The following is a 24,281-nucleotide window of genomic DNA, read 5'->3' on the forward strand; positions in this document are numbered from 1 at the left end:
GGGATAGAGAGGAAGAAGTACGATGAAGATTATTTTACAAAACAATGAAGAAGATTGTCTTTTGGCCTGTTATACTATGTTGTTGAACGACTTAGGGCACAGAGTTCCACTATATGAAGTTTATGATAGAGATTCATTGCCAGCAGATGGGCTAAGTGTATCTTATCTGTTGACTCTAAATGATAGATTTGGAGTAACCATAAATGCCTATCATGCCTCAATTGACGAGTTACTAAAAGTCTATCAAAAAACTAAGCAAAGAATGATTATCCATTGGAATAATGATCATTTTGTGGTTCTTGAAAAAATTACATCTGAGCAAGTTTTAATTGTAGATCCAGCTATTGGACAAGTAAGATACCGTAAAAGTGAGTTTATGGAGCATTATTCCGAAACAATGATTATGGTAAACAAAGGTAGTGATTTTAAATCACAAAAATACAACTCAATCTTTTGGAAGTATTTCAAGAAAACTCTTCAAATGAAACCAATTGCGTTATTTATGCTATCTTTGCTATTTATCCAAACAAGTGTATTATTGTTTTCAATAATTTTGCGACAAATGCTAGCAGATGATTTCAAGTTTAGTGTTAGTTTACTTTTATTAGGTATCGTTCTTATTTTTCAATTGTTAGGATATTTCATCAAAAATGGTGCTTTAGATAGATATAATAAAGATTTTGATGATTATTATAGTAGGGAATTATTTGGAAGGCTGTTACAAAAGCCATTGTTATATTTTCGAAATCATCTAAGTGGGGGAATTTCTGAAAAAATTAATTTTAAATCGACATTAAGAGATAATGTTACATTAAAAATTATTCCGTCATTTATAAGTCTTATTTCTGTTATTGTAATTTTTATCTATTTAATAACTATTTCAGTAAAATTAACCTTGATTTTAGTCGTAATGATTGCTATATATAGTGTGTTTTCTATAGTGCTATATTATAAGCAAAATGAATATAATCAGACCTATCTACAATATCTAATTGATTTCAATTCTGAACTACAGACTGATTTGGAGGATATAGACTATATTAAGATAATGAGAAAAGAAGATAATGTCTTCAATTCTTGGATGACAGTTAACAATCAAGTTACAACTAAATATTCGCAAATATTGAAAATTGAAAATTTGTCTCAACTGCTTGGAACTATATTTAACTACATTAGTTTATCATCAATAATAGTTATAGCAGTTTATTATAATGATTACATTAAGGTCTCGCTCCCGGATTTACTTGTATATCAGACTAGTATTTCAATATTGATTTCTGCAATTGAACAGGTAAAAGGAGCTGTTTTTGAAATACTTCGATTAGGGGTTTATGCTGAAAAACAAAGTGATTTGTTAAAAGATACGTTACCAATTACTGTACCGAGTGAAGACTCAAAGGATTATCTAATTCAAACTAATAAATTGAATTTTTCGTATGGTAGCAAACCAATCTATGATGATGTGAATCTGACAATTAAAAAAGGAGAAAAAATCGCTATTGTCGGGAAGTCGGGTAGTGGAAAATCTACACTATTGTTATTATTAGCGGGAATGCTACGCTATAGTGGTTCTCTAAAATACGGAATTAAGGAGTTTGAGAATTACCTGAGTGTAGTATTGCAAAACATGACGTTAAGAAAAGGAAGTATTTTAGAAAATTTGGAATGGATATCTGATGACTTATCTCCACTTTATCAGATATTGAATGATACGACAGCTGATGAGGTTATTTCTCAGTTGCCAAATAAAATACATTCTAAGCTATTGAAGCAGGGGAAGAATCTATCAGGTGGGCAGATTCAAAAATTACTTATTGCTAAATCTTTGATAAAAAAAGATGGAATTATTTTTTGGGATGAAGCTTTTAGTAATTTGGATGAACATAGTAAAAATAGAATCTATGAGAATGTACTACGAAGTACTAGATATTCAGATAAAACAATGTTGATGGTTAGTCATCATTTAGACATTGTTAATTTTGTTGATTACATCATTTTCATTGATAGTGAAACGGGGGAAGTAATCAAAGATAGCCATGAGAACCTTATGAAAAGGAATTCAAACTACGAGAACTTTATTCGTTCGAAAGTTTAAGGGAAAATTTCCTCTTTCTTAATGTTACCTTTAACTGGCAGAGATATAATTTATAGTATAAACAAGAGAAGGGAAAGTCTTTAAGACCAAGACTTACGAGAGGTAATATAGGAATGAAAAATATTATTGAATTACGTAAATTGTCAAAAGTTTACAAAGATGTTACTACGGTAGACTTAGAAAAAATCACAGTCCGAGAGGGAGAAATCTACGGTTTTCTTGGACCAAACGGTGCAGGAAAGACAACAACTATGAAAATGGTACTGTCTTTAGTAACGCCTACTTCTGGAGAGATTTTAGTTCATGGTCAGAACATCAAAAAAGATAAGACTTATTTAAACCAAATCGGTTCAATGATTGAAGAGCCCTCCTACTATCCTAATTTGACAGGTTATGAAAATCTACTTGTTTTTCAAAAAATGGTAGGATTTAAGGAAAGTAATATTTATCCGACTTTGGAGTTGGTAGGTTTGGCCGAAGAAAAGAATAGAAAAAAACTTGTTAAAGATTATTCTCTCGGTATGAAGCAAAGACTGGCACTTGCTTTCGCATTGGTGAAGAAACCGCGAATTCTATTGCTTGACGAACCAACCAATGGTCTTGATCCAGCTGGTATTCATGAAATTCGTGAATTGATTGTGAAGTTGGCGAAAGAAGAAGGGCTAACAGTATTTATTTCTAGTCATATCCTTCCGGAGATTGAGCATATTGCAGACAGAGTAGGGATTATTAATCACGGGCGCCTTGTTTATGAAGGAGAAATTGAAGCAATTAAATCTAACACATGGATTGAGATTGGTGGAGATTTTTCACAGAACAACATTGTTCAAAGTTTGATTGAGTTCGGTTCGGTAGAAGTATTGGACGCATCCGCAAGTCATATCAAATTAAGCAATATTAATAATGATAAACTAGCTGATATGATCAGTTATTTAACGGAAAATGGATATCGAATTTTTCGGGTAGTTAGAGAAAGTGAGACACTAGAGGACATTTTCTTAGATTTAACAAAGGAGGTATAAAATGTCAGGTATTTACATTGAATGGTTAAAAAGCAGGCGAACAAAATCTTTTTCCATAGTTGCTATCTTAATAGTCGTTGCTACGCTTTGGAATATCGCTACATTCTCATCTGCATTTTCACATCCAGAGTTAAAAACTGTAGGAACACTTTTTAGCAATCAAAATGTCAATCTTCTTATGTTTCCCATTGCAGTCTGTGTATTTGCAGCTCGCATTGTTGGAAATGAGCGTGAGGGGCAAACATTTAGGTTACAAGCTGCAAACGGTCAACATTTTCTAACTATTTTTAATCACAAACTCCTATTTATGATGATTTTCTTTAGCATCATGTCGGTAGTAGAAGTTACTGCTATTTATTTTTTTGGAAAACAGGTAGGTATCTCAATTCCCTTCTCAATTATTGGACTTCAGTTTGTTGGACAACTACTTGCAATATTTTCTCTGATTTGTATCTATTTAACCCTAGCAATGCTCTTGGAAAGGCAAGGTATATTATTAGCGTTAGGTCTGTTAGGTGGTTTTTTGGGAATTGTTTTAAACCCAAGAAGCAATGGTTTTGGTAGTTTACTCAATCCTATAACAGGTTTCGGTAGTTTAGCACCTTATAAGTACCAGTTCCTTGGAAATGGAGTATTTACATATATTTTTGACGAACAACTACTATGGAAACTAGTAGTTTATGTATTCTATTGTGCATTATTATATGGTTTGGCTAATATCATTTTGAAAAAGAGAGGAAACTAAGATGGGGAGTTATTTTTTAGCAGAATGGAAAAAAACGCGAAAGACTCAACTTTTATTGATCGGAATTGCCTTTCTGATTTTTTCTAGTTTTATTGGACTGGGAATCTATTTTGCTAGTCGAGAGGTATTAGTTGATGGGACGCAATCCCTTGTTTTATGGGGGCAGTTGACTTTTTATAACAGCACCTTGCTCTATCCCCCTATGCTAGCTATCATTACAGGACTGTTGATTATGCCTGAGTTTGAAAGGAAAACTCTTGATATGTTGAAGGTGAATCAAGTATCAATGGGGAAATTGTATTTTGGGAAATTGCTATGTAGTTTCATCATAATTTTGCCAGTTCAATTAATTCTGTTCCTTATTTTTATTATAGCAACTAAGGTTGATGGAATTACGTTAGATCTGAGTTTGCAAACTTATTTCAAATGGTTGTTCTTAGCAGTTCTAGCATCTTTTCCAATAATTACTCTTCAATCCTATGTAACTGTAAAAACTAGAAATTTCAGTAAAAGTGTGGGATTAGCAACTATTGGGAGCATGTTTAATTTTGTCCTCATCTTTATTAATGAAGACTTAACAAAATTTTTTCCATATTCTCAACCGATGATTGCGCTTCGTAGTCGGTCACTAGCGGATATGTCATTAAACGATATGATTATCTTTCTAGCAGTGAATATATTTTATAGTTTTGTTTTTTATAAATTTACTGTAGGGGCTTTGGAAAAAAGATAAACAATATTGATATATAGTGCACTATTTAAAATTGAGTATCATCAGTCAGAAAAATTGAATTAAAGCTATATAGGTTATTCTGTGTAAAATGTAGATGTAGATGTAGATGTAGATCTATATTTATATTCTAATTAATAATCTTCTTATGCCAATTTGGTATAAAATCTAAGATTCGTTCAAAACTTAACTATAATTTTCTTAGAAGTAAACGAATGTATAGGCGTGTCAGGGATCTTAGAGAAGATTATGATTATACGCAAGAGTATCTTGCTAAATATTTATCATGTAGTCAGTCGGCATATTCTAAAATCGAATCTGGTCAACGCCAGATTTCGATTGATTACTTGATTAAACTCTCAAGTGAGGAACTCCTAACAGCCTACAAGGAGGTCAAAGAGAAACATGACCAGATTCAGGAGTTTGAAGTTGTCCTAGCCGAGTATCAGATTGATAAGGTGGTTAAGGAAGGTCTTTTCATCAAGATGAATTACGGCGTCAAAAAAGACGGCTTGGAGCTATTCAAATCTTCAGTCTGGTGTTTACGAACACTCAGCATCTGCTAACGGGGCATTCTCAGGCTGGCAATCCCCTGGAGTAGAAGCACGTGTTTCTAAATTCATCGGAACTGGTACAGCTGAATGTTACTGGAATTGTAGGTAAGTACCTATGACATACAAAAACATATTATTAGGTAAAATGAGATACTTAATCCTGTTTTTGATTACCATCCAGAGTGTCTTACTTGCTCTGGTGGCAATTTTTTTAGCAGGTTTACAGTATCAACAGTCATGGCAGAGTTATAATCATCATTCCGGGACCGTAACAGTTTATCTTCAGAAGTTAACAGAAGAGCAATCACAAGATGTATTTAATTATTTTTTAGAACAGAGTGACTTATCCATATGGACAAAACGTTCTGAAAGTAGTGATACAGGGGAAGGTCCAAATAGGATTTATATAGACATCCTTGGTAGCTCTGCTGGTTTTTCAGATTTTGAAAGTACGGGTAAAATAGTTGTCTCACAACAACAATTTGCAAATTTATTATCTCATAGTGATAATAGTATGACTATTGGACTTGACAAAGGCTCAAATAATATGCTTTACGAGCTTCCAGATTTATTATTTAGCACGCCTGTAGTCATTGAACGATTAGATTATACTTTCCAAAACACTAATACGATTAATGGGATATACCATATCAATGGTCTCCACGATGCTGTCTCAAGAGATAACTTTCTGTTACATCTTTCAAAGATGTCAGGTATTTCTGTTGAGGATTTGACAAAAGAAAGTTTTGGAAGTAGTACTGATCAGGGAATTTGGGGAATAATACTTGCTATCAGCATCATAGTAAATGCCCTCATTTTACTGATTCTATTCTTAATCTGTGTTCTTCAATCCTTTAAACATTTCGGAACATTGATTCTTTTAGGATGGGATAGAAAAGAATTATGGTCTGCTTTTTTCAAAAATTCTCTACTATTTTCAATCTACATTATTCCAATTATCTCTTTATGTAGTTGGTTGTTGTCAGGCTGGTCTAGTTTTGGTTTATCATCGTTTATTCTAGTTTTTGCTGGAGTCAGCCTCTCAGTCTTGTTGCTACTATTGATATTCATTATTCCAACGATTATTGTTTATTCGGTTTCTCCATTAGCCGCAATTCATAAACGATTACCAATGAAGCCTTTAATGGTAACCTGCTTGTTATTCTATACCTTGGTAGCTGGTTTGTTAATCGCAGTCAGTTACTCTTTAGATGCTCCAATGAATCAGTTTATTGATAATATGAAAGTATCTAGGGAGTGGAAGAATGTTGAAGATATGTACGTTATATCCAGCTTTGTTGAGGGAGATGATGTAGGTACATATGCAGGAACTACAAATTCCCTTGAGCGCAGTATGTATAACTTTTACCAGCGTATATCTGAGCTTCCAGGTGTCTATATTGCCCAAGGAAAATTTCTTAATCAGGAGTACCTTGATGCAGTCTATGGGACATACCAGCATGTCCCTAAAAAACCATTTTGGTATTTGAAATTCTCCTATAATTACCTGCAAGACCTAGGTATTCCCCTAAGTGATGAAGAGTTGCTAGAGATGAGGAATGGTACTCGACTTTATCTTCTACCTAACACGCTCAATACAGAAGAACTTGAGGTGATGAAGGCGTATTTACAGGAAAGTGTCACTGTAAAACCGGGAGATTTACAAACTAATTTCACAGAAAATCAGAAATTTATGTTCAAGATTTACCAACCGTCTCGACCAATATTTACTTGGTCAGATTCCATTTCTTATGGTACAACTAGTGAGAATCCAGTTATTTTTGTCTCAACACCAGAGAATTTATATTTCATGGAGTCGGCAAACTTAGTTGTCAGTGGCTATAATGGTCTTTTGAAGATTCGTGATAGGGAAACGATGGAACAGGTAGTGTCCGTTTTAGAAACAGAGTTTCCAGATTTAACGGATAATCGGTTGAGTTTTACAACTGTCAAGAACTTTATCAATGGTCTTCAAAAAGATCTGAGTTATACATTTTATCTTTTCGGCACGATCATAGCGATTATCATCATTACGATGATGGCTATTTTCTGGAGTTTTGTCTTAATGTACCGCTTGTTATTTGAAGAAAAATTGTATGTCCAATACTTTATGGGATTCTCACCATGGAAAAGATATATTGGTGTGCTTTCTCTCATTATTAGTTTTTCTGTGATGGAACTAATCGTTTCTATCTTGGTGGGGTCTAAGTTGGGAATAGTCATGACACTAGCTACATTTGCTTTTCAGATAATACTTCTTTACTTCAGTTTGTTCCGTAAAGAAGGAGAGAGTATCATACAATCATTTAAGGAGTAATCTCATGTCTAGAATTTCAGTACAAAATGTATCAAAACAATTTGGTTCAAGAGAAATTTTCAAAGACTTAAGCTTTGATATTGAGGAAAATGAATTTGTAGCTTTAGTAGGACCTTCTGGTTCTGGAAAATCGACTATCCTCAATATGATTGGACTATTGGATACTGTTGACAGTGGTAAAATCCTAATCAACGGAAAAGTTTTGCCTAAGGTAAATTCGCAATCAGCAGTTCATTATCGAAGGAATGTCATCAACTATCTTTTTCAATCCAATGCACTCATTTCTACATCTAGTGTGAAAGATAACCTGATGCTTGCCATGACTTTTTCGAATTTCTCTAGACAGGAGAAAGAGCAGAGAATCAAGGAAACGCTAGAATTTGTTGGTCTACAAAATCGGTTAAATAGTAAAATCAATGAATTATCGGGAGGTGAACAGCAGAGAATTGCGATTGTGAGAGCTATTTTAAAGCCCGGAGATATTGTCCTAGCAGATGAACCAACCGGATCGTTAGATCCTGAAATGTCTCAAAAAGCATTTGATTTGATTCGAACTTTGAGAGATCAATTTGGTAAAACAATTTTGGTTGTTACGCATAACATGGAGCAAGCACGACAATGTGATAGGATCATTTCACTGGAGTCGGTTCTTGTAAATTAACTCAACCATTATTAGAACTTGATACGGTTACTTTTGATTATGGAATATCGAAGGTGGAGAGTTTAAACATGAAAAAATTTACATACGATGTTATAAAACAGTCAAGTTTGTCTAATCGTTTGGAGTTAAAAATACATGTACTGGTTGAAAATCATATTGATGATGTCATTTGTCTGCATATCATTGCTAGTAATAAATTATTAGATATGGTTATTTTGAGGAAGATATTGTGAAAGTCAAAGATGATTATGAAGTTGAGTGGGATTTGTTAGAATTTCAAAAATTTAGAGCATTTTTGGCTTAGTAATATGTGTTGAAGACTCAAAATCTATGGTAAAAAGTAGCTTTGAAAACGTATTACCTCCAAAGACTTAGTTAAATAATGATTTAACACAAAAAGAAATTATTGAAGTTCTGGAAAGATGTTGTTTCAGTATAGAAATAAGTCTTGAAAAACTGGATTTGAAGAATTATTTTGATTATATTGTTTCGGATGACAATTGCTATTGAAGATTCGTACTCAGGGATACAGGGATCAACTAGTGCTGGTATTGCTACTATTGGATATTACGATAACCAATTGCCCTTATTTAATGCTAAGGCTGGAAGTATGCAAGAAGTATTGAACGTAATTCAATCACAACATGAGTTTTAAAACGTCTAGACGTACTTAGAAAAATAAAAAAGCGATATAGCAATTTCTCTATCGCTTTTTTATTTTTCTAAAAACAGCGGTAAAAATACATGATTTTTCACTCTTAATAGTTAAGTCTAAAAATTGAGAGAGTTTTATGAAAAATCGTTCACCGCCATTTCCTACCTTATCAAATTTATATAAGGAGGAATAAAATAGTGTATTTTATCTATGTGAATGGGTTAAAAGTCCCTGTTTCCAGAGAAGTTCTTGTATGATTAATTTGTGAACATTTTCCTATAATTTTGTAATATTTTTGAGACTATAATATATTAGATAAACATGTCTTTTGTGTTTCACTTTATTTTACAATAAGACTAATTTTTGAAAGTCAGTAATTTTAAATAGTTGATAAAATATTTGCTCTCAGACGGTTAATAGATATGCTTATGAGAAGTGTTTAATAAATTAATTTTAGTTCAAAATGTCCAGTTTGGACACTTTGAAAGATTTCTTAGTTTTATATATTATACTTTTCTCAGGAGAAAGCTAGATGTACAGACGTTTGAGAGATTTGAGGGAAGATCACGATTTGACCCAAAAACAAATAGCTAAAATACTTTCGTTTACAAACTCAGCTTATGCTAAAATTGAACGGGGTGAGCATGCCTTGACGGCAGATGTATTGGTAACTCTCTCAAACTTTTACGATGTCAGTACAGACTATCTATTGGGATTGATAGATTTTCCTGATAAAATTCGCTTTAGAAAATAATCTCCTCAATTGCATAGAGTGTGAAAATGAGGAGATTTTTTATTTGTTCTTTGACAATTGAATAGTCCAAAATGGTACTTTCCTCATTTGTGGAGCAGATTTGAATGGCTCGCCATGATAAGAGCGATTTTAAAACCATCAATAAAATAGAGCGATACTTTATATGCCATGATACAAATGATATACAATGATACTTCTGACCGTTCAGGCTGCCACCGTAAAAGAGCAGCAAGTGAAATTCTTATGATGACTTCATCAGTCATGCCATGGAGGTGAAAAAATCTAAGAAAGGAAGTAGTAAAATCATGGAAACAGTAAACTATAAAGATTTAGTTGCGATTGGTTTTCCAGAGCACACATCAAGAAATATTATTAGACAAGCAAAAAAGATTGCTGTAAAAAAGTTTGAAGAAGCTAGAAAAAATGATAAGAATGCGGTACAATTAGGATGTTCACCTTTCGATAATAAAAGGTTAGGCATTGCTCCTAAAAATATTGTAGAAAATTTAATTGGTATTTCTTTTTCAGATATAGAAGGTGAGAAAAATGGTTATATCAAAGACAAAGAAATATAAAGGTGTATACAAAGATTCAAAAGGAAAAATTTATTTTCAAATTGAATTAGGAGTTGATCCAATAACTGGGAAAAGAATTCAAAAGAAAGGAAGGAAAAATCAACAGGGACTACCGTTTAATTCTTTTAAGGAAGCATATGAAGAGATACTTCGTTTAAAACATGAATTTGTGAACTCTACTATTAATAATAGTTTTCTAACTTTTAGAGAGTTTATGGAAGAGATTTATTTAAAATATTATCAACAAAAAGTTCAATTTGTAACTTATCAGACCGCTTTACCACATCATCAGTTATTTATTAAGCAATTTGGTAGTAAAAAATTATCAGATATTAGTACTATTGACTGTGAAAGATTTCGCTTAGCTATTATAGACAAGTATTCTAGTAACTATGCTAAAAATATGTGGTCTAGATTTAAAGCATGTCTGGGCTATGCAGAAAGATTGGGTTATATTGATAGAGTTCCTTTTAAAGGATTAGATAATCCTAGAGGAAAGCACCCTGATACAAAATTTTGGACATTTGATGAATTTAAGAAGGTAATAAACTCTTTTGATATTAGTGAGTATGAGGGACTCCATAATTACACGACGATCTGGTTATATTTTATGACTGGTTTAAGAGTTAGTGAGGGTATTGCTCTTAAATGGGAAGATATTGATTTTGAACGTAAATGGATTCATGTTCATTCGACGATTGAGAAAGATAAAAACGGTGTATGGTATGCTAAACAACAAACAAAGACAGTAGCAGGGAATCGTAAAATTGATTTAGATGATTTTACGATTACAACACTTAAAAAATGGCGAGAAGTTCAAATCAAGAATGATGATAAAGATTATGTAATATCACGTTTTGGTGCCCCCTTGTGTAAGTCTACAATTTCTAGGATAATAAAAAGGCATGCTAAGATTACTGGTGTACCAGAAATTACGGGGAAAGGATTAAGACATAGTCATGCATCTTATCTTATAAATGTGTTACATAAGGATACTTTATATGTTTCATATCGATTAGGACACGCTGATAAGTCAACCACGTTGAATACATATAGTCACTGGTATTATTCAGGTGATTCAACAATTTCAGAAGAGATTACAAACAGTTTAGATAATCTTGGATTATCAATTTACCTACCAAATTCCTGCCAAAGTTGAAAATGGAGGAATTAACCCACTAATACTGGGCGGAAATAAGATTAGCAAATTGTTACTCTTAAATAATAGAGTAACTACATTAGTAGCTTAAAAACATGATTAAACCGCTATTCTTAGGAGTAGCGGTTTTTATTTTTTTATTACATGGGGCAAAAAAGGGAAAGGAATCTTTAAAAGTGAGGAGAGTTAGATTGAAAGAATCATATTGGTAAATCGAAATGATAGATATTTGTATCATGTCATAAATCGTTATCAAACGATAATATTGATTTTCTTACAAATTAAGAGTATAATTTATAAAAATGAGTGTTCACTCAATTTTTGTGAAATTAAGGAGTAAAGAAAATGGTTGTTGAAGCAATAGAGTACAGTCGTTTCGGTAACGAAGAGGTCTTGGATTTGCTGAAGATAGACTCTACAGCCTTGGAGGTAAATCAGGTGAGAGTAGAAGTTCATGCTGTTGGTTTAAATCCTATTGATTATAAAACTTTTGAGGGAGCGAAACCCCTTCGATTTCTATCTTTTATAACGAAATTAAGGAAACCAAGTCGTTGGTTTGAATCTAAATCATCTTTATTTCCAAGAGGTGTGGGGAGAGATTTTTCTGGAGATATTACAGAAGTTGGAAATGAAGTAACTAGGTTTTCAGTAGGAGATAAGGTGTTTGGAACAATGATTAGCGATCCTGGTTTGGGAACTAATAGGGGAGCTTTAGCAACAGAAATTTGTGTCAATGAATCAGAAATTGTATTGAAACCAGAGATGATCGACATGACTCACGCAGCTACTATGGGAGTAGCTGCTCTAACTGTGGGTGGGGCTTTTAGAAGAATCGGTTTAAATTCAAGAGATACTGTTGTTATTTCAGCTGCAGCAGGAGGTATTGGAAGTATTGCAGTACAGTATGCAGTTGCTAAGGGGGCGACAGTGATTGGAATAGCAAGTAAGAAAAATGCAGAGTATCTGAAGTCTTTAGGTGCTATACCAGTAAGTTACGAAGAGAATATCAAGAAGGCTCTTCTATCAGCTAGTCCAACGCCTATTACAAAATTTTTGGATTGTTATGGATCTGATTATGTTAGATTGGCTTTTAGTTTAGGCTTGAAGGGGACAGCTATTGGGACATTAGTACCTTCACCCTATGTTATGATAAAAGGTGCTCAGTTTACTGGTCCGAGACATTCCACATATGATGATTTTAGCACTTTAGCTGAAATGGTCTCAGACGGGAAGATTCAGCTGAAAATTGATCAAGTGTATGACTTTTCTCTAAAGTCAGTTAGAGAAGCCTATCGTAGTCTGAAAATGGGACACAGTCGAGGCAAAAAAGTCGTAAAAGTAAGAGAGTAGAAGAGAGGTGCTAGCGATGGAAAGTTTAGAACAAAAGTATGCTCAGACGTTAGAAGTTAGCAACTTGAGCTTGAAACAACGTCGAGTATTATTATCAAGCTTAAAATTATTCTCAGAAATTGGATTTGAGAATACAACGTCCAGCCTTATTGCCGAACGCGCTGGAGTGTCAGAAGGAACTGTTTTTAGTTACTTTAAAACAAAGGAAGGTATTTTAGAAGTCATTTTATCTACTTTTCTAGAACAGGTTATTCCAGAAGTAATTGCGGATTTCTCAGAAAAAAAATTCACAGTAGATCAAGAAACTTTTCCCTTCTTTTTAAAAAGTATTGTTCGAGATAGGCTCTTTTTCATTCAGAAGAATCAAATGCATGTTAAAATTCTCTTGGGGCGTTCTTTTATTGATAAAAATCTTTCTATCCAGTTAGGAAATATTATTGTTCAATCTATAATAGAACCAATTAGCCCTGTTTTAAATCAATTTAAAGAAAAAGGACTTATTCTAAATTGGTCAAATGAAAGAATTGTTCGATACATTTTAGCATTGAGTTTTTCTTATCTTATTCCCATGATGTTGAATGATGAAGGAACTATAAACATAGATGAAGCAGTTGATGAGATTGTTGAATGTTTGTCATCTGCCCTAATGAAAGTAAAATAAATTCTGATGTTAAAACTCACTGTTAATGGTGAGTTTTTTGGATTCAACATAAAAATCCCCAATCGAAGCGATTGAGGATTAAGCAAATGAATCTTAAACAATACCTTGGGCAATCATAGCGTTTGCTACATTTTCAAAGGCAGCAATGTTAGCTCCTGCAAGGTAGTCTTTATCAAGACCATATGTTTCTGAAGTTGTTTTAGCTGTATTGAAGATGTTTGTCATGATGTCTTTGAGACGTCCATCAACTTCTTCACGAGTCCATGAAAGGCGAAGACTGTTTTGGCTCATTTCAAGGGCTGAAACGGCTACACCACCGGCATTGGCAGCTTTGGCAGGTCCGTAGAAAATACCATTTTCTTTGTAAACTTTGATGGCATCAAGGTCGCTTGGCATGTTGGCACCTTCAGATACACAGATAATGCCTTGAGCAACTAAGCGTTTAGCTGCTTCACCGTTGATTTCGTTTTGAGTCGCACATGGAAGCGCAATGTCATAGTTTCCAGCGTAAGTCCATACAGAACCTTCGTGATATGTTGCAGTTGCTTTTTCAGCAGCATACTCAGTCAAACGAGCGCGACGTTTTTCTTTAACATCAACCAATAGATCGAAGTCGATACCATTTTCATCGATGACATAACCATTTGAGTCAGATACAGAGATAACAGTTGCACCAAGTTCAGTTGCTTTTTGAAGCGCGTATTGAGCAACGTTACCAGAACCTGAAATGACCACTTTCTTACCAGCAAAGCTATTACCGTTAGCTTTGAGCATTTCTTCAGTGTAGTAAACCAAACCGTAACCAGTTGCTTCTGAACGAATCAAGCTACCACCAAACCCAAGAGGTTTACCAGTCAAGACACCAGCATCAAATTGGTTAAGACGTTTGTATTGACCGTAAAGGTAACCAATTTCGCGTCCACCTACACCGATATCACCAGCAGGTACGTCAAGTGATGGTCCGATGTGTTTTTGCAATTCAGTCATGAAGCTTTGGCAGAAGCGCATCACTTCAGCATCTGTTTTACCTTTAGGATCGAAGTCTGATCCACCTTTACCTCCACCGATTGGAAGTCCAGTCAAAACGTTTTTAAAGATTTGTTCAAATCCGAGGAATTTCAAAATCCCTTGGTTTACAGTTGGGTGGAAACGAAGTCCGCCTTTGTATGGTCCAACAGCTGAGTTGAATTGAACACGGTAACCGCGGTTTACTTGAACTTTTCCATCACGGTCAACCCAAGGAACACGGAAAGAAATCACGCGCTCTGGCTCAGTAATACGTGCCAAGATATTTTCTTCGATATACTCAGGGTGTTTTTCAAATACAGGTTCTAAAGTGTTGAAAAATTCTTCAACAGCTTGAAGGAACTCAGCCTCGTGCCCGTTACGAGCTTTTACAGTTTCAAACACGCTTTGGATATATTCTTTAGCAGATGTCATATCGTTCTCCTTAAATTCTAATTTAATTATGTGTGTCATTATAGCAGAATTTTTTTTAACTGTAAAGAGAAAAAACAAAAATTTTCTAAAAATTCTATCAATTTAGTTTTGAGACTTTTTAAAAATAGATAAAAACGAACCTTTTTCTTGTAAATATCTTTCTCAAAGAGAAAATCTGAAAATATGGTATAATATTAGCAATAAAAGGAATCTGGAGGATCAGAATCATGGTATCAACGAAAACGCAAATTGCTGGTTTTGAGTTTGACAATTGTTTGATGAATGCAGCAGGTGTGGCTTGTATGACGGTAGAGGAGCTGGAAGGGGTTAAAAACTCAGTGGCAGGAACTTTTGTGACTAAGACAGCGACCTTGGACTTTCGTCAGGGAAACCCTGAGCCACGCTATCAAGATGTTCCACTTGGTTCTATCAACTCTATGGGATTACCGAATAATGGCTTAGACTATTATTTGGACTATCTTTTGGACTTGCAGGAAAAAGAGCCAAATAGAACTTTCTTCTTATCTCTAGTCGGCATGTCTCCAGAGGAAACCCATACTATATTGAAAAAAGTCCAAGAGAGTGAGTTTCGTGGTCTGACTGAGCTAAACCTCTCCTGTCCAAATGTTCCAGGTAAACCTCAGATTGCCTATGATTTTGAGACAACAGACCGGATTTTGGCAGAGGTATTTGCCTACTTCACCAAACCTCTGGGAATTAAATTGCCACCATATTTTGACATTGTTCACTTTGACCAAGCGGCAGCTATTTTCAACAAATATCCTCTTAAGTTTGTTAACTGTGTTAATTCTATCGGAAACGGCCTATATATAGAAGACGAGTCGGTCGTGATTCGTCCTAAAAATGGTTTTGGTGGCATTGGTGGAGAGTATATCAAACCAACTGCTCTAGCCAATGTTCACGCCTTTTATCAACGCTTAAACCCTCAAATCCAAATCATCGGAACAGGAGGAGTTCTGACTGGTCGTGATGCCTTTGAACATATCCTCTGTGGAGCGAGTATGGTGCAGGTGGGAACCACACTTCACAAAGAAGGCGTCAGTGCTTTTGACCGCATTACCAATGAACTAAAAGCAATCATGGCGGAAAAAGGTTACGAAAGCCTAGAAGATTTCCGTGGGAAATTGCGCTATATTGATTAAATTCATTAAAAAATCAGAAGAAAGGAGAGAAGATGCTAGCCATTGAAGAGAGTCAGAAGTTGACTTTAGCAAATTTACCGAACCTGAGCCTTTTTACAGGGACAGATCAGGGTCAGTTTGAAGTGATGAAGAGTCAAGTATTGAAACAGATTGGTTATGATTCTGCAGACCTCAACTTTGCCTACTTTGATATGAAAGAAGTAGTTTACAAAGATGTAGAACTGGAGTTGGTCAGCCTTCCTTTCTTTGCGGATGAGAAAATCGTGATATTGGATCATTTTGTCGATATCACGACTGCTAAAAAGCGCTTTTTAACAGATGATGAGCTCAAGTCATTTGAGGAATACTTTGACAATCCTTCACCAACAACCAAGTTGATAATCTTTGCAGAAGGAAAGCTGGATAGCAAAAGACGGTTGGTTAAATTACTTAAGCGTGATGCCAAGGTCTTTGATGCAGTAGAAGCCAAAGAACAGGAATTGCGCCAGTATTTCCAAAAGTGGAGCCAGAAACAAGGTCTGCAGTTTGCCAATCATTCTTTTGAAAATCTCCTCGTCAAGTCAGGTTTTCAATTTAGCGAAATCCAGAAAAATCTCCTCTTTTTACAGTCCTATAAGGAAGACTCTGTTATCGAGGAAGAGGATATTGTTAACGCAATTCCCAAGACCTTACAGGACAATATTTTTGATTTAACTCAGTTTATTCTGACTAAAAAGATGGATCAGGCGCGCTATTTGGTTAGAGACTTGACCTTGCAAGGGGAAGATGAAATCAAACTGATTGCAGTCATGCTAGGACAATTTCGAACTTTTACTCAGGTGAAAATTTTGGCGGAGTCTGGGCAAGCAGAATCTCAGATTGCAAGTAGTCTAGGAAGTTTTCTCGGACGCAATCCAAATCCCTATCAAATCAAGTTTGCGCTGAGGGATTCACGAGGACTTTCCTTGAGCTTTTTGAATCAAGCTATTTCTTATTTGATTGAGACAGACTATCAGATTAAGACAGGTCTCTATGAAAAGAGTTTCCTTTTTGAAAAGGCACTCTTACAGATTGCTAGTCAGGTAAATTGATACTATTTTTGAAACTACAACCCATGTCAAGATTATTATTTTGTCATGGGTTTCTTGCTGATTTTCCTTGAGTATTATTAGAAAGTATTTCAGTGATTTTTTCATCTATAAGCAAAAAACTTGAAAAAAGTGAATGTTTGCGTTATCATTTTCATATAGAAAGAAAAAGAGGTATTACAGATGGCTATTATCTTACCAGATCTTCCATATGCATACGACGCTTTGGAACCATACATCGATGCGGAAACAATGCACTTGCACCATGACAAACACCATCAAACTTATGTCAACAATGCTAATGCAGCTCTTGAAAAACACCCTGAAATCGGTGAAGATCTTGAAGCCTTGCTTGCTGATGTAGAATCTATCCCAGCTGATATCCGTCAAGCACTTATCAACAACGGTGGTGGACACTTGAACCACGCTCTTTTCTGGGAATTGATGACTCCTGAGAAAACAGCTCCTTCAGCAGAACTTGCAGCAGCAATCGATGCAACATTTGGTTCATTTGAAGAATTCCAAGCAGCCTTTACTGCAGCAGCAACAACTCGTTTCGGTTCTGGCTGGGCATGGTTGGTTGTCAACAAAGAAGGTAAACTTGAAGTGACTTCAACAGCAAACCAAGACACACCAATCTCAGAAGGTAAAAAACCAATCTTGGGCTTGGACGTTTGGGAACATGCTTACTACGTGAAATACCGCAACGTGCGTCCTGACTACATCAAAGCTTTCTTCTCAGTGATCAACTGGAACAAAGTAGATGAATTGTACGCAGCTGCTAAATAATGATATGATATATGGAGGGAAGAATTGTTCTTCTCTTTTTAAGGTTATATTATTTTGGTCTGACAAAATCGTCAGACTTTTTTCATTTTTATGAGAAACGTGCTAACTGCTAGAAATTATGGTAGAATAAAGTATTAAGTAATCGTGGAAAAAGGATATCTATGCGAAAAGAAATTGCACCTGAATTATACAACTATAACAAGTTTCCTGGTCCTGAGTTCCATTTACATGGGGACAAGGTTGAAACGGAAGGGATAGCTTTTTCCTTGGTGGAAAATATCAAGGATGCCTTTGATGTGACGGCTTTTAATCAGCGTTTTTCAGAAGTCTTAACCAAGTTTGATTATATCGTGGGAGACTGGAGCAACGAACAGCTTCGCCTACGAGGTTTTTACAAGGATGATCGAACAGAAGAAAAACTTGAAAAAATCAGTCGTTTACAAGACTACCTTTTAGAGTATTGTAGTTATGGTTGTGCCTATTTTGTCTTATCAAATGAAGCCCCTAAGCGAGCATCATTTGACAAGAAAATGCGTAAGAAGGAAGAAGAACAGCCTTCTAGAAAAGGAAAGAAACCGACTCAAACCAAACGAAAACCGAATGCAGATAAGAAAAATAGACGTCGTCAGAAAGACCAGCATTCTCAGAAAGAGGACAAGGGGCAACGTCATTTTGTCATTCGTCAGAAGTGAGTAGAGAATAAGGAGAAGAAATGAAACCGTCAATTTATAGTTTAACACGTCAAACCATGCAGGAATGGGTTTTGGAGCAGGGAGAAAAGAAATTCCGTGCAGACCAAATTTGGGAATGGCTTTACCGTAAACGTGTCCAGTCATTTGAAGAGATGACCAACCTTTCTAAGGATTTGATTGCTAAACTTAATGACCAGTTTGTGGTCAATCCCTTGAAACAACGTATCGTTCAAGAGTCTGCTGATGGGACAGTTAAATATCTTTTTGAATTGCCAGATGGCATGTTGATTGAGACAGTACTCATGCGTCAACATTACGGTTTATCTGTCTGTGTGACCACTCAGGTCGGATGTAATATCGGCTGTACCTTCTGTGCCTCTGGTTTAATTAAGAAGCAACGTGACCTCAATAACGGTGAAATCGTAGCGCAAATCATGCTGGTTCAGAAATACTTTGATGAGCGTGGTCAGGACGAACGCGTCAGCCATATTGTTGTCATGGGAATTGGTGAACCATTTGATAATTACAATAATGTCTTGAATTTCGTTCGTACTATCAATGATGATAAAGGAATGGCCATCGGTGCTCGTCACATCACGGTTTCAACCTCAGGTTTGGCCCATAAAATTCGTGACTTTGCTAATGAAGGAGTTCAGGTCAATCTTGCAGTTTCCCTTCACGCACCTAACAATGAATTGCGCTCAAGCATCATGAAGATTAACCGTGCCTTTCCGATTGAAAAACTCTTTGCGGCTATTGAGTACTACATTGAGACAACTAATCGTCGTGTGACCTTTGAGTATATCATGCTCAATGAAGTCAATGACGGTGTAGAACAAGCCTTGGAATTGGCTGAATTGCTCAAGAACATCAAGAAATTGTCTTATGTAAACTTGATTCCTTATAACCCAGTTAGTGAGCATGACCAATATAGCCGTAGTCCTAAAGAGCGCGTCCTGGCCTTTTATGATACGCTTAAGAAAAAAGGGGTTAACTGTGTTGTTCGTCAAGAGCATGGTACTGATATTGATGCAGCTTGTGGACAATTGCGTTCCAATACAATGAAACGTGACCGCCAGAAAGCAGTCGCAGCAGTCAATCCTTAATGATGAAGAAGAGTTATAATCATGTTTTGGTCTGGGGAGTCATTTTCTATAGCATTTGTATCGTCTATTTTTGCTTTACTCCTCAAGAACAATCTCCCGTGGGAGTGGAAACTCCAGGTATTCAGCATCTTGGACGCCTGGTTTTTCTTTTGACTCCTTTCAATTCTCTCTGGAAACTAGGTGAAGTGAGTGACATTGGACAATTATATTGGATTTTTCTACAAAATATCCTCAATGTCTTCTTACTTTTTCCTCTGATTTTCCAACTCCTTTATCTCCTTCCAAACTTGCGGAAAACAAAAAAGGTCCTTCTTTTCAGTTTTCTAGTGAGTCTTGGAATCGAGTGTACGCAGTTGGTCTTGGACTTTTTCTTTGATTTTAATCGAGTCTTTGAGATTGATGATTTGTGGACCAATACCTTGGGTGGCTATCTGGCTTGGCTCCTCTATAAACAATTACATAAAACAAGATAAGGAATTAAAATGAGTATTTTAGAAGTTAAAAATTTGAGTCACGGTTTTGGTGACCGTGCAATTTTTGAAGATGTGTCCTTCCGTCTCCTCAAGGGAGAACATATTGGCCTGGTCGGTGCCAATGGTGAAGGAAAATCAACCTTTATGAGTATCGTGACTGGTAAAATGCTGCCAGATGAAGGGAAGGTTGAGTGGTCCAAATATGTGACTGCCGGTTACTTGGATCAGCACTCCGTTCTTGCTGAAGGGCAGTCGGTACGCGATGTTCTCCGTACGGCCTTTGATGAGCTATTCAAAGCTGAAGCCCGTATCAATGACCTCTATATGGAAATGGCTGAAGATGGAGCTGATGTTGATGCTCTCATGGAAGAAGTTGGCGAACTTCAAGACCGTTTAGAGAGTCGTGATTTCTATACCTTGGATGCTAAGATTGACGAAGTAGCGCGTGCCCTTGGTGTCATGGACTTTGGCATGGATACGGATGTAACCTCTTTGTCAGGTGGGCAAAGAACCAAGGTACTTTTGGCTAAACTCCTCCTTGAAAAGCCCGATATCTTGCTTTTGGACGAGCCAACCAACTACTTGGATGCTGAGCATATTGATTGGCTCAAGCGCTATCTCCAAAACTATGAGAATGCCTTTGTCCTTATTTCGCACGATATTCCATTCCTGAACGATGTGATCAATATTGTCTATCATGTGGAAAATCAACAGCTGACGCGTTACTCTGGTGACTACTACCAGTTCCAAGAAGTCTATGCTATGAAGAAATCTCAGCTAGAGGCAGCCTACGAACGTCAGCAGAAAGAGATTGCCGACCTTAAGGACTTTGTTGCCCGAAACAAAGCGCGTGTTGCAACACGAAACATGGCCATGTCCCGTCAGAAGAAATTGGATAAGATGGATATTATCGAACTGCAAAGTGAGAAACCAAAACCATCATTTGATTTCAAACCGGCTCGTACACCAGGGCGCTTTATCTTTCAAGCCAAGGATTTGCAAATTGGTTACGACCGTCCTCTGACCAAGCCCTTAAACCTAACCTTTGAGCGCAATCAAAAGGTTGCTATTATCGGGGCAAATGGTATCGGGAAAACAACTCTCTTGAAGTCTCTCTTAGGAATTATCCCACCTATTGCTGGGGAAGTGGAGCGTGGAGATTATTTAGAACTTGGTTACTTTGAGCAGGAAGTAGAAGGTGGCAATCGTCAAACACCACTAGAGGCTGTCTGGAATGCCTTTCCAGCTCTCAACCAAGCAGAAGTTCGTGCAGCCCTTGCCCGTTGTGGTTTGACAACCAAGCATATTGAAAGCCAAATTCAGGTTTTGTCAGGTGGGGAACAAGCCAAGGTTCGTTTCTGTCTCTTGATGAATCGTGAAAACAATGTTTTAGTACTGGACGAGCCGACCAACCATTTGGATGTGGATGCCAAGGATGAACTCAAACGTGCTCTCAAAGAATATAAGGGATCTATCCTTATGGTCTGCCACGAACCAGACTTCTATGAAGGCTGGATGGACCAAATCTGGGATTTTAATAATCTAACTTAAAAATGAGGATAAAAGAAATACAGTACCGAATGTGGATACTGTATTTCTTTTGGTTTTTAAGATTTAAAATTGTAGTCTTTCACCACTTCGATGCTATCGATAGTAATAGCAGTCGTTGGCTTGTCTTTTTCATCTTTTTCGGCTTTAGCAATTTTATCTACAACATCCATACCGTCAATCACTTGACCAAAGACTGGGTGTTTGCCATCTAGACTAGGGTTTCCGCCTTCTTTGTAGGCTTCGATGATTTTCTTTGGGTACTTGCTTGTAGGGAGTTTAGCAGAGGTATCTGTAGAATTTTGGTTGATGAAGAACTGGCTGCCATTGGTGTTTGGTTGACCAGTATTAGCCATAGAAAGAGCACCACGGATGTTATAGAGATAAGGAGTAATCTCGTTTTTGAAACCAGTTCCCTTGTCTTTAGTCTTATCCTTGTCATGCCAGATGGACTGACCACCTGTACCGTCCCCTTTTGGATCTCCAGTTTGAACCATGAAGCCATCGATGACACGGTGGAAGGTAATGCCGTTATAGTAGCCTTCTTTGGCATGAGTGAGGAAGTTTTCAACCGCTAAAGGAGCGAGTTTAGGGAAGAGTTTGATACGGATATCTCCTTGACTTGTGTGGAGAATCACTTCAGCTTCATCTTCAGCAACTTCTTTAGATAGTTGTGGGAAATTGGCGTTTTCGTTTGTTAAAGCATCGTTTAACTCCTTGGCAGATTGGGCAGCTGCTTTGGAACTTTCTTCAGCGGCCAAGCTAGAATCTACATAGTCATCACCACGCAGACTACGTTGGATGCTGCTGCATCCAGCTAGGGCTACAGTGGAGAGTAAAAGAAGGGTTGCTAGTTTTTTCATACTGTTCCTCTCAAAAATTCATTTCTACCATTGTACCCTAAAAAGAAGGGGATTTCAAATATTAGTGACAAGGTAGTTTTAGAGGAGCCAACCAGAAAATCCCTTGATTAGAGATTTTTCTTTGGATGACGGTCGACAATGTCCTGGTACTGTTTCAGTATCTGCTCTCCCTTTGGAGTCAATTTGTAGCCACGAACGGTAAAGTGACTTGCTAATTCTTCTTCTGAAAAGTTGTTATGAAGGCTTGGTCCAGATCTATAGCTTTCATTTTAGACAGTCCTGTGATTCCCTTGCTTTTCAGAATATTCTTTTTCATGGTATCATTGAGATGATCAATTGAATCAAAAGCAGTTTCAATGCCATCATAACCTTTTTCTACCAGAGTTTTTTAGATGCTTAGGGGCATCAATGCCATAGGTGTATTCAAAGTATTTAGGGAACCAGATCTTAAGAAAGCTCGTAAAGCATCACAATTAGTAAACGTTAATTTGAAAGAATTACTATACTTAAAAAGATTACTTTTTTGGGTGTTCTTTTTTATTTTCTTAAAAAATAATTAACTAGACAATAAATGTCCATCCTTTTTTGTAAAATTAATTTATTATAAAAAGAGGTGAGAGTGAATGAATTACTATCAAGTTGAATTTAAGAATCCTGATGATTTTTTTAAAACTCAGACGAATGATTTTATTACGTCTAATCATTTAATTTTTTTGAAAGAAGGAGAATCATACTATCTTATTTCTCAAGAAAATTACAATGACCAAGAAATTATGAAAAAAATAAATGATTTTTTTGATTATGAGTTCTTACTAGCTAAGGTAGAGCCTTTAATAGAAAGTGATTTTATCAAGAAACTTGGCAGAAGTGATATAGGAGATTTAGTCAAATTCTTACTTAGTGCAGAAAAAGAAAGATTTTCTGAACAATTAAAACCCAATTTAGAAAAGTTGGACGAGTTGAATGATATTATTGCCCTAATTGAATTTAAAGGAGCTATTCGAGAATTCATTGATTATATATCCTTCCAAGAAAAAATAAGCAATAATGAAAATCAACAACATTTTTATATTTTTACTGGTGAGAAAGGAACGGGTAGAAAGTTTGCAATCAAGTTTCTAGAGTCTATCTTTGGTATGAATGCGATATTTGTTAATTGCAATCATTATTTTGTTCCTAAAATGAGTGAAAAAGATTTCGCTGTATTAGTTGATTATCTTTCGGCAAGATCAAAAACAAAATCAGATATTTTTGATAATTTTCGACAAAAGAAGGGGAATTCCTTTAATATTATTATTTCTAGAAGCATTCAAGAAGCAGAAGCTATTAGAAAAGAGTTACTCGATGTTTTTAATAAGGTATCAATTATTAATTTCCCCCGGTATGATGAATCAGAGCTTAAAGGAATTGGTATTCAAACGCTAAATCAAAAAGGTGTTCATTTGAGTAACGAAGATTTTGAACGATTAGTAGCTGAAAATCACGTGCTAAAGGATGCCAAAGAAGTTCGCCTTTTTGTTCAAGAGCTTATTGAATTTGCAGTGCAAAATAATTATGATCCTTCAGAAAAAAATGAATTAAATCTCGATGGATTCATTCTCCAAAATAAATCTTCAGTTGAAGATGAAGAAAATGCGGAGAAAAAGCTGAGTGAATTAATTGGTTTAGAAGAAGTGAAAATGGTCCTAAAGCAGCAGTTAGCATATAGTCGAGTTTCTGTAATGCGTCAGGCACATGGATTTAGTAACGAAGTATTAAATCGTCATCTTGTTTTTTCCGGAAATCCTGGGACTGGGAAAACTGTAGTTGCTAGGCTCTTTTCAGAAATTTAAACAACAATAAGATAATTAAAGAGAATAAGT

22 protein-coding genes and 2 pseudogenes are annotated in these 24,281 nt (G+C 35.9%); 22 read left to right on the plus strand and 2 right to left on the minus strand.

Going from position 1 to position 24,281, the window contains the following annotated elements:
* The first annotated feature begins 22 nt into the window (after nucleotides 1–22).
* The 14 genes and pseudogenes from DXN33_RS02505 to DXN33_RS02575 all read left to right on the plus strand — a co-directional run bounded on the left by DXN33_RS02505 (nucleotide 23) and on the right by DXN33_RS02575 (nucleotide 13,278).
* Entirely contained in the window at nucleotides 23–2,095 is a 2,073-nt protein-coding gene (locus DXN33_RS02505) for a cysteine peptidase family C39 domain-containing protein (protein WP_033685033.1), read from the plus strand.
* A gap of 113 nt (nucleotides 2,096–2,208) precedes the next feature.
* Complete coding sequence (locus DXN33_RS02510; RefSeq protein ID WP_024056645.1) at nucleotides 2,209–3,117, plus strand: ABC transporter ATP-binding protein; 909 nt, start codon at nucleotides 2,209–2,211, stop codon at nucleotides 3,115–3,117.
* A gap of 1 nt (nucleotide 3,118) precedes the next feature.
* Nucleotides 3,119–3,862, plus strand: a complete 744-nt coding sequence (locus DXN33_RS02515; RefSeq protein WP_033685031.1) for an ABC transporter permease — start codon at nucleotides 3,119–3,121, stop codon at nucleotides 3,860–3,862.
* Nucleotide 3,863: 1 nt separating this feature from the next.
* Nucleotides 3,864–4,595 (plus strand): ABC transporter permease, encoded by a 732-nt coding sequence (locus tag DXN33_RS02520; RefSeq protein ID WP_024056643.1) that lies wholly within the window; start codon nucleotides 3,864–3,866, stop codon nucleotides 4,593–4,595.
* A gap of 212 nt (nucleotides 4,596–4,807) precedes the next feature.
* A pseudogene (locus tag DXN33_RS09665) lies at nucleotides 4,808–4,957 on the plus strand (helix-turn-helix transcriptional regulator); the annotation flags it as partial.
* A pseudogene (locus tag DXN33_RS09900) lies at nucleotides 4,946–5,107 on the plus strand (hypothetical protein); the annotation flags it as partial. The pseudogenes DXN33_RS09665 and DXN33_RS09900, both read left to right, overlap by 12 nt.
* A gap of 154 nt (nucleotides 5,108–5,261) precedes the next feature.
* A complete protein-coding gene (locus tag DXN33_RS02530) occupies nucleotides 5,262–7,463 on the plus strand; it encodes a hypothetical protein (protein ID WP_033685030.1) in 2,202 nt (733 codons plus the stop codon).
* A gap of 4 nt (nucleotides 7,464–7,467) precedes the next feature.
* On the plus strand, nucleotides 7,468–8,124 hold the full coding sequence (locus DXN33_RS02535; protein ID WP_033685029.1) for an ATP-binding cassette domain-containing protein: 657 nt from the start codon (nucleotides 7,468–7,470) through the stop codon (nucleotides 8,122–8,124).
* Nucleotides 8,125–8,192: 68 nt separating this feature from the next.
* Entirely contained in the window at nucleotides 8,193–8,357 is a 165-nt protein-coding gene (locus DXN33_RS02540; protein WP_236616750.1) for a hypothetical protein, read from the plus strand.
* A 954-nt stretch (nucleotides 8,358–9,311) separates the two neighbouring features.
* Nucleotides 9,312–9,533: a helix-turn-helix domain-containing protein gene (locus DXN33_RS02550; protein WP_115904254.1), complete on the plus strand. Its 222-nt coding sequence runs from the start codon at nucleotides 9,312–9,314 to the stop codon at nucleotides 9,531–9,533.
* A gap of 305 nt (nucleotides 9,534–9,838) precedes the next feature.
* A complete protein-coding gene (locus tag DXN33_RS02560) occupies nucleotides 9,839–10,108 on the plus strand; it encodes a DUF3173 family protein (RefSeq protein ID WP_000450956.1) in 270 nt (89 codons plus the stop codon).
* Nucleotides 10,080–11,267 carry a site-specific integrase gene (locus DXN33_RS02565; protein ID WP_115904255.1) on the plus strand — a complete coding sequence of 396 codons (1,188 nt, stop codon included), beginning with the start codon at nucleotides 10,080–10,082 and terminating at the stop codon, nucleotides 11,265–11,267. The genes DXN33_RS02560 and DXN33_RS02565 overlap by 29 nt, the downstream gene beginning before the upstream one ends.
* A 345-nt stretch (nucleotides 11,268–11,612) precedes the next feature.
* A complete protein-coding gene (locus DXN33_RS02570; RefSeq protein ID WP_020903208.1) occupies nucleotides 11,613–12,617 on the plus strand; it encodes an NADP-dependent oxidoreductase in 1,005 nt (334 codons plus the stop codon).
* Nucleotides 12,618–12,633: 16 nt separating this feature from the next.
* The gene (locus tag DXN33_RS02575; RefSeq protein WP_049487258.1) at nucleotides 12,634–13,278 is read left to right on the plus strand and encodes a TetR/AcrR family transcriptional regulator; all 645 of its coding nucleotides are present in this window, start codon (nucleotides 12,634–12,636) and stop codon (nucleotides 13,276–13,278) included.
* A 93-nt stretch (nucleotides 13,279–13,371) separates the two neighbouring features.
* On the opposite strand, the gene gdhA is transcribed toward DXN33_RS02575, so the two are convergent.
* A complete protein-coding gene (gene gdhA / locus DXN33_RS02580) occupies nucleotides 13,372–14,718 on the minus strand; it encodes an NADP-specific glutamate dehydrogenase (RefSeq protein ID WP_115904477.1) in 1,347 nt (448 codons plus the stop codon).
* 227 nt (nucleotides 14,719–14,945) lie between these two features.
* Between gdhA and DXN33_RS02585 the strand changes: the two genes are divergently transcribed.
* The 7 genes from DXN33_RS02585 to DXN33_RS02615 all read left to right on the plus strand — a co-directional run bounded on the left by DXN33_RS02585 (nucleotide 14,946) and on the right by DXN33_RS02615 (nucleotide 21,559).
* Entirely contained in the window at nucleotides 14,946–15,881 is a 936-nt protein-coding gene (locus DXN33_RS02585; protein WP_115904256.1) for a dihydroorotate oxidase, read from the plus strand.
* Nucleotides 15,882–15,913: 32 nt separating this feature from the next.
* Nucleotides 15,914–16,951 (plus strand): DNA polymerase III subunit delta, encoded by a 1,038-nt coding sequence (gene holA, locus DXN33_RS02590; RefSeq protein WP_115904257.1) that lies wholly within the window; start codon nucleotides 15,914–15,916, stop codon nucleotides 16,949–16,951.
* A gap of 180 nt (nucleotides 16,952–17,131) precedes the next feature.
* Nucleotides 17,132–17,737 (plus strand): superoxide dismutase SodA, encoded by a 606-nt coding sequence (sodA, locus tag DXN33_RS02595; protein WP_000974733.1) that lies wholly within the window; start codon nucleotides 17,132–17,134, stop codon nucleotides 17,735–17,737.
* 161 nt (nucleotides 17,738–17,898) lie between these two features.
* A complete protein-coding gene (locus DXN33_RS02600; RefSeq protein ID WP_001224347.1) occupies nucleotides 17,899–18,429 on the plus strand; it encodes a YutD family protein in 531 nt (176 codons plus the stop codon).
* A gap of 20 nt (nucleotides 18,430–18,449) precedes the next feature.
* On the plus strand, nucleotides 18,450–19,535 hold the full coding sequence (gene rlmN, locus DXN33_RS02605; protein ID WP_000804760.1) for a 23S rRNA (adenine(2503)-C(2))-methyltransferase RlmN: 1,086 nt from the start codon (nucleotides 18,450–18,452) through the stop codon (nucleotides 19,533–19,535).
* Entirely contained in the window at nucleotides 19,535–20,008 is a 474-nt protein-coding gene (locus DXN33_RS02610) for a VanZ family protein (protein ID WP_115904258.1), read from the plus strand. Before rlmN ends, DXN33_RS02610 begins: the two co-directional genes overlap by 1 nt.
* Nucleotides 20,009–20,017: 9 nt before the next feature.
* A complete protein-coding gene (locus tag DXN33_RS02615) occupies nucleotides 20,018–21,559 on the plus strand; it encodes an ABC-F family ATP-binding cassette domain-containing protein (protein WP_000025378.1) in 1,542 nt (513 codons plus the stop codon).
* Between the two features lie 56 nt (nucleotides 21,560–21,615).
* Here DXN33_RS02615 and DXN33_RS02620 read toward each other — a convergent pair whose 3' ends face one another.
* Nucleotides 21,616–22,419 carry a peptidylprolyl isomerase gene (locus DXN33_RS02620; RefSeq protein ID WP_023946405.1) on the minus strand — a complete coding sequence of 268 codons (804 nt, stop codon included), beginning with the start codon at nucleotides 22,417–22,419 and terminating at the stop codon, nucleotides 21,616–21,618.
* A 623-nt stretch (nucleotides 22,420–23,042) separates the two neighbouring features.
* On the opposite strand from DXN33_RS02620, the gene DXN33_RS09745 reads away from it, so the two are divergent.
* Nucleotides 23,043–24,251, plus strand: a complete 1,209-nt coding sequence (locus DXN33_RS09745; protein ID WP_258864218.1) for a hypothetical protein — start codon at nucleotides 23,043–23,045, stop codon at nucleotides 24,249–24,251.
* The last annotated feature ends 30 nt before the right edge of the window (nucleotides 24,252–24,281 follow it).

The sequence above is a fragment of the Streptococcus sp. NM genome (assembly GCF_003390135.1).
Classification (GTDB): Bacteria; Bacillota; Bacilli; order Lactobacillales; family Streptococcaceae; genus Streptococcus.

Coding starts and splice junctions, on each gene's coding strand:
- DXN33_RS02505 (WP_033685033.1), top strand. CDS start 23: ATGAAGATTATTTTACAAAACAATGAAGAAGATTGTCTTTTGGCCTGT.
- DXN33_RS02510 (WP_024056645.1), top strand. CDS start 2,209: ATGAAAAATATTATTGAATTACGTAAATTGTCAAAAGTTTACAAAGAT.
- DXN33_RS02515 (WP_033685031.1), top strand. CDS start 3,119: ATGTCAGGTATTTACATTGAATGGTTAAAAAGCAGGCGAACAAAATCT.
- DXN33_RS02520 (WP_024056643.1), top strand. CDS start 3,864: ATGGGGAGTTATTTTTTAGCAGAATGGAAAAAAACGCGAAAGACTCAA.
- DXN33_RS02530 (WP_033685030.1), top strand. CDS start 5,262: ATGACATACAAAAACATATTATTAGGTAAAATGAGATACTTAATCCTG.
- DXN33_RS02535 (WP_033685029.1), top strand. CDS start 7,468: ATGTCTAGAATTTCAGTACAAAATGTATCAAAACAATTTGGTTCAAGA.
- DXN33_RS02540 (WP_236616750.1), top strand. CDS start 8,193: ATGAAAAAATTTACATACGATGTTATAAAACAGTCAAGTTTGTCTAAT.
- DXN33_RS02550 (WP_115904254.1), top strand. CDS start 9,312: ATGTACAGACGTTTGAGAGATTTGAGGGAAGATCACGATTTGACCCAA.
- DXN33_RS02560 (WP_000450956.1), top strand. CDS start 9,839: ATGGAAACAGTAAACTATAAAGATTTAGTTGCGATTGGTTTTCCAGAG.
- DXN33_RS02565 (WP_115904255.1), top strand. CDS start 10,080: ATGGTTATATCAAAGACAAAGAAATATAAAGGTGTATACAAAGATTCA.
- DXN33_RS02570 (WP_020903208.1), top strand. CDS start 11,613: ATGGTTGTTGAAGCAATAGAGTACAGTCGTTTCGGTAACGAAGAGGTC.
- DXN33_RS02575 (WP_049487258.1), top strand. CDS start 12,634: ATGGAAAGTTTAGAACAAAAGTATGCTCAGACGTTAGAAGTTAGCAAC.
- gdhA (WP_115904477.1), bottom strand. CDS start 14,718: ATGACATCTGCTAAAGAATATATCCAAAGCGTGTTTGAAACTGTAAAA.
- DXN33_RS02585 (WP_115904256.1), top strand. CDS start 14,946: ATGGTATCAACGAAAACGCAAATTGCTGGTTTTGAGTTTGACAATTGT.
- holA (WP_115904257.1), top strand. CDS start 15,914: ATGCTAGCCATTGAAGAGAGTCAGAAGTTGACTTTAGCAAATTTACCG.
- sodA (WP_000974733.1), top strand. CDS start 17,132: ATGGCTATTATCTTACCAGATCTTCCATATGCATACGACGCTTTGGAA.
- DXN33_RS02600 (WP_001224347.1), top strand. CDS start 17,899: ATGCGAAAAGAAATTGCACCTGAATTATACAACTATAACAAGTTTCCT.
- rlmN (WP_000804760.1), top strand. CDS start 18,450: ATGAAACCGTCAATTTATAGTTTAACACGTCAAACCATGCAGGAATGG.
- DXN33_RS02610 (WP_115904258.1), top strand. CDS start 19,535: ATGATGAAGAAGAGTTATAATCATGTTTTGGTCTGGGGAGTCATTTTC.
- DXN33_RS02615 (WP_000025378.1), top strand. CDS start 20,018: ATGAGTATTTTAGAAGTTAAAAATTTGAGTCACGGTTTTGGTGACCGT.
- DXN33_RS02620 (WP_023946405.1), bottom strand. CDS start 22,419: ATGAAAAAACTAGCAACCCTTCTTTTACTCTCCACTGTAGCCCTAGCT.
- DXN33_RS09745 (WP_258864218.1), top strand. CDS start 23,043: ATGAATTACTATCAAGTTGAATTTAAGAATCCTGATGATTTTTTTAAA.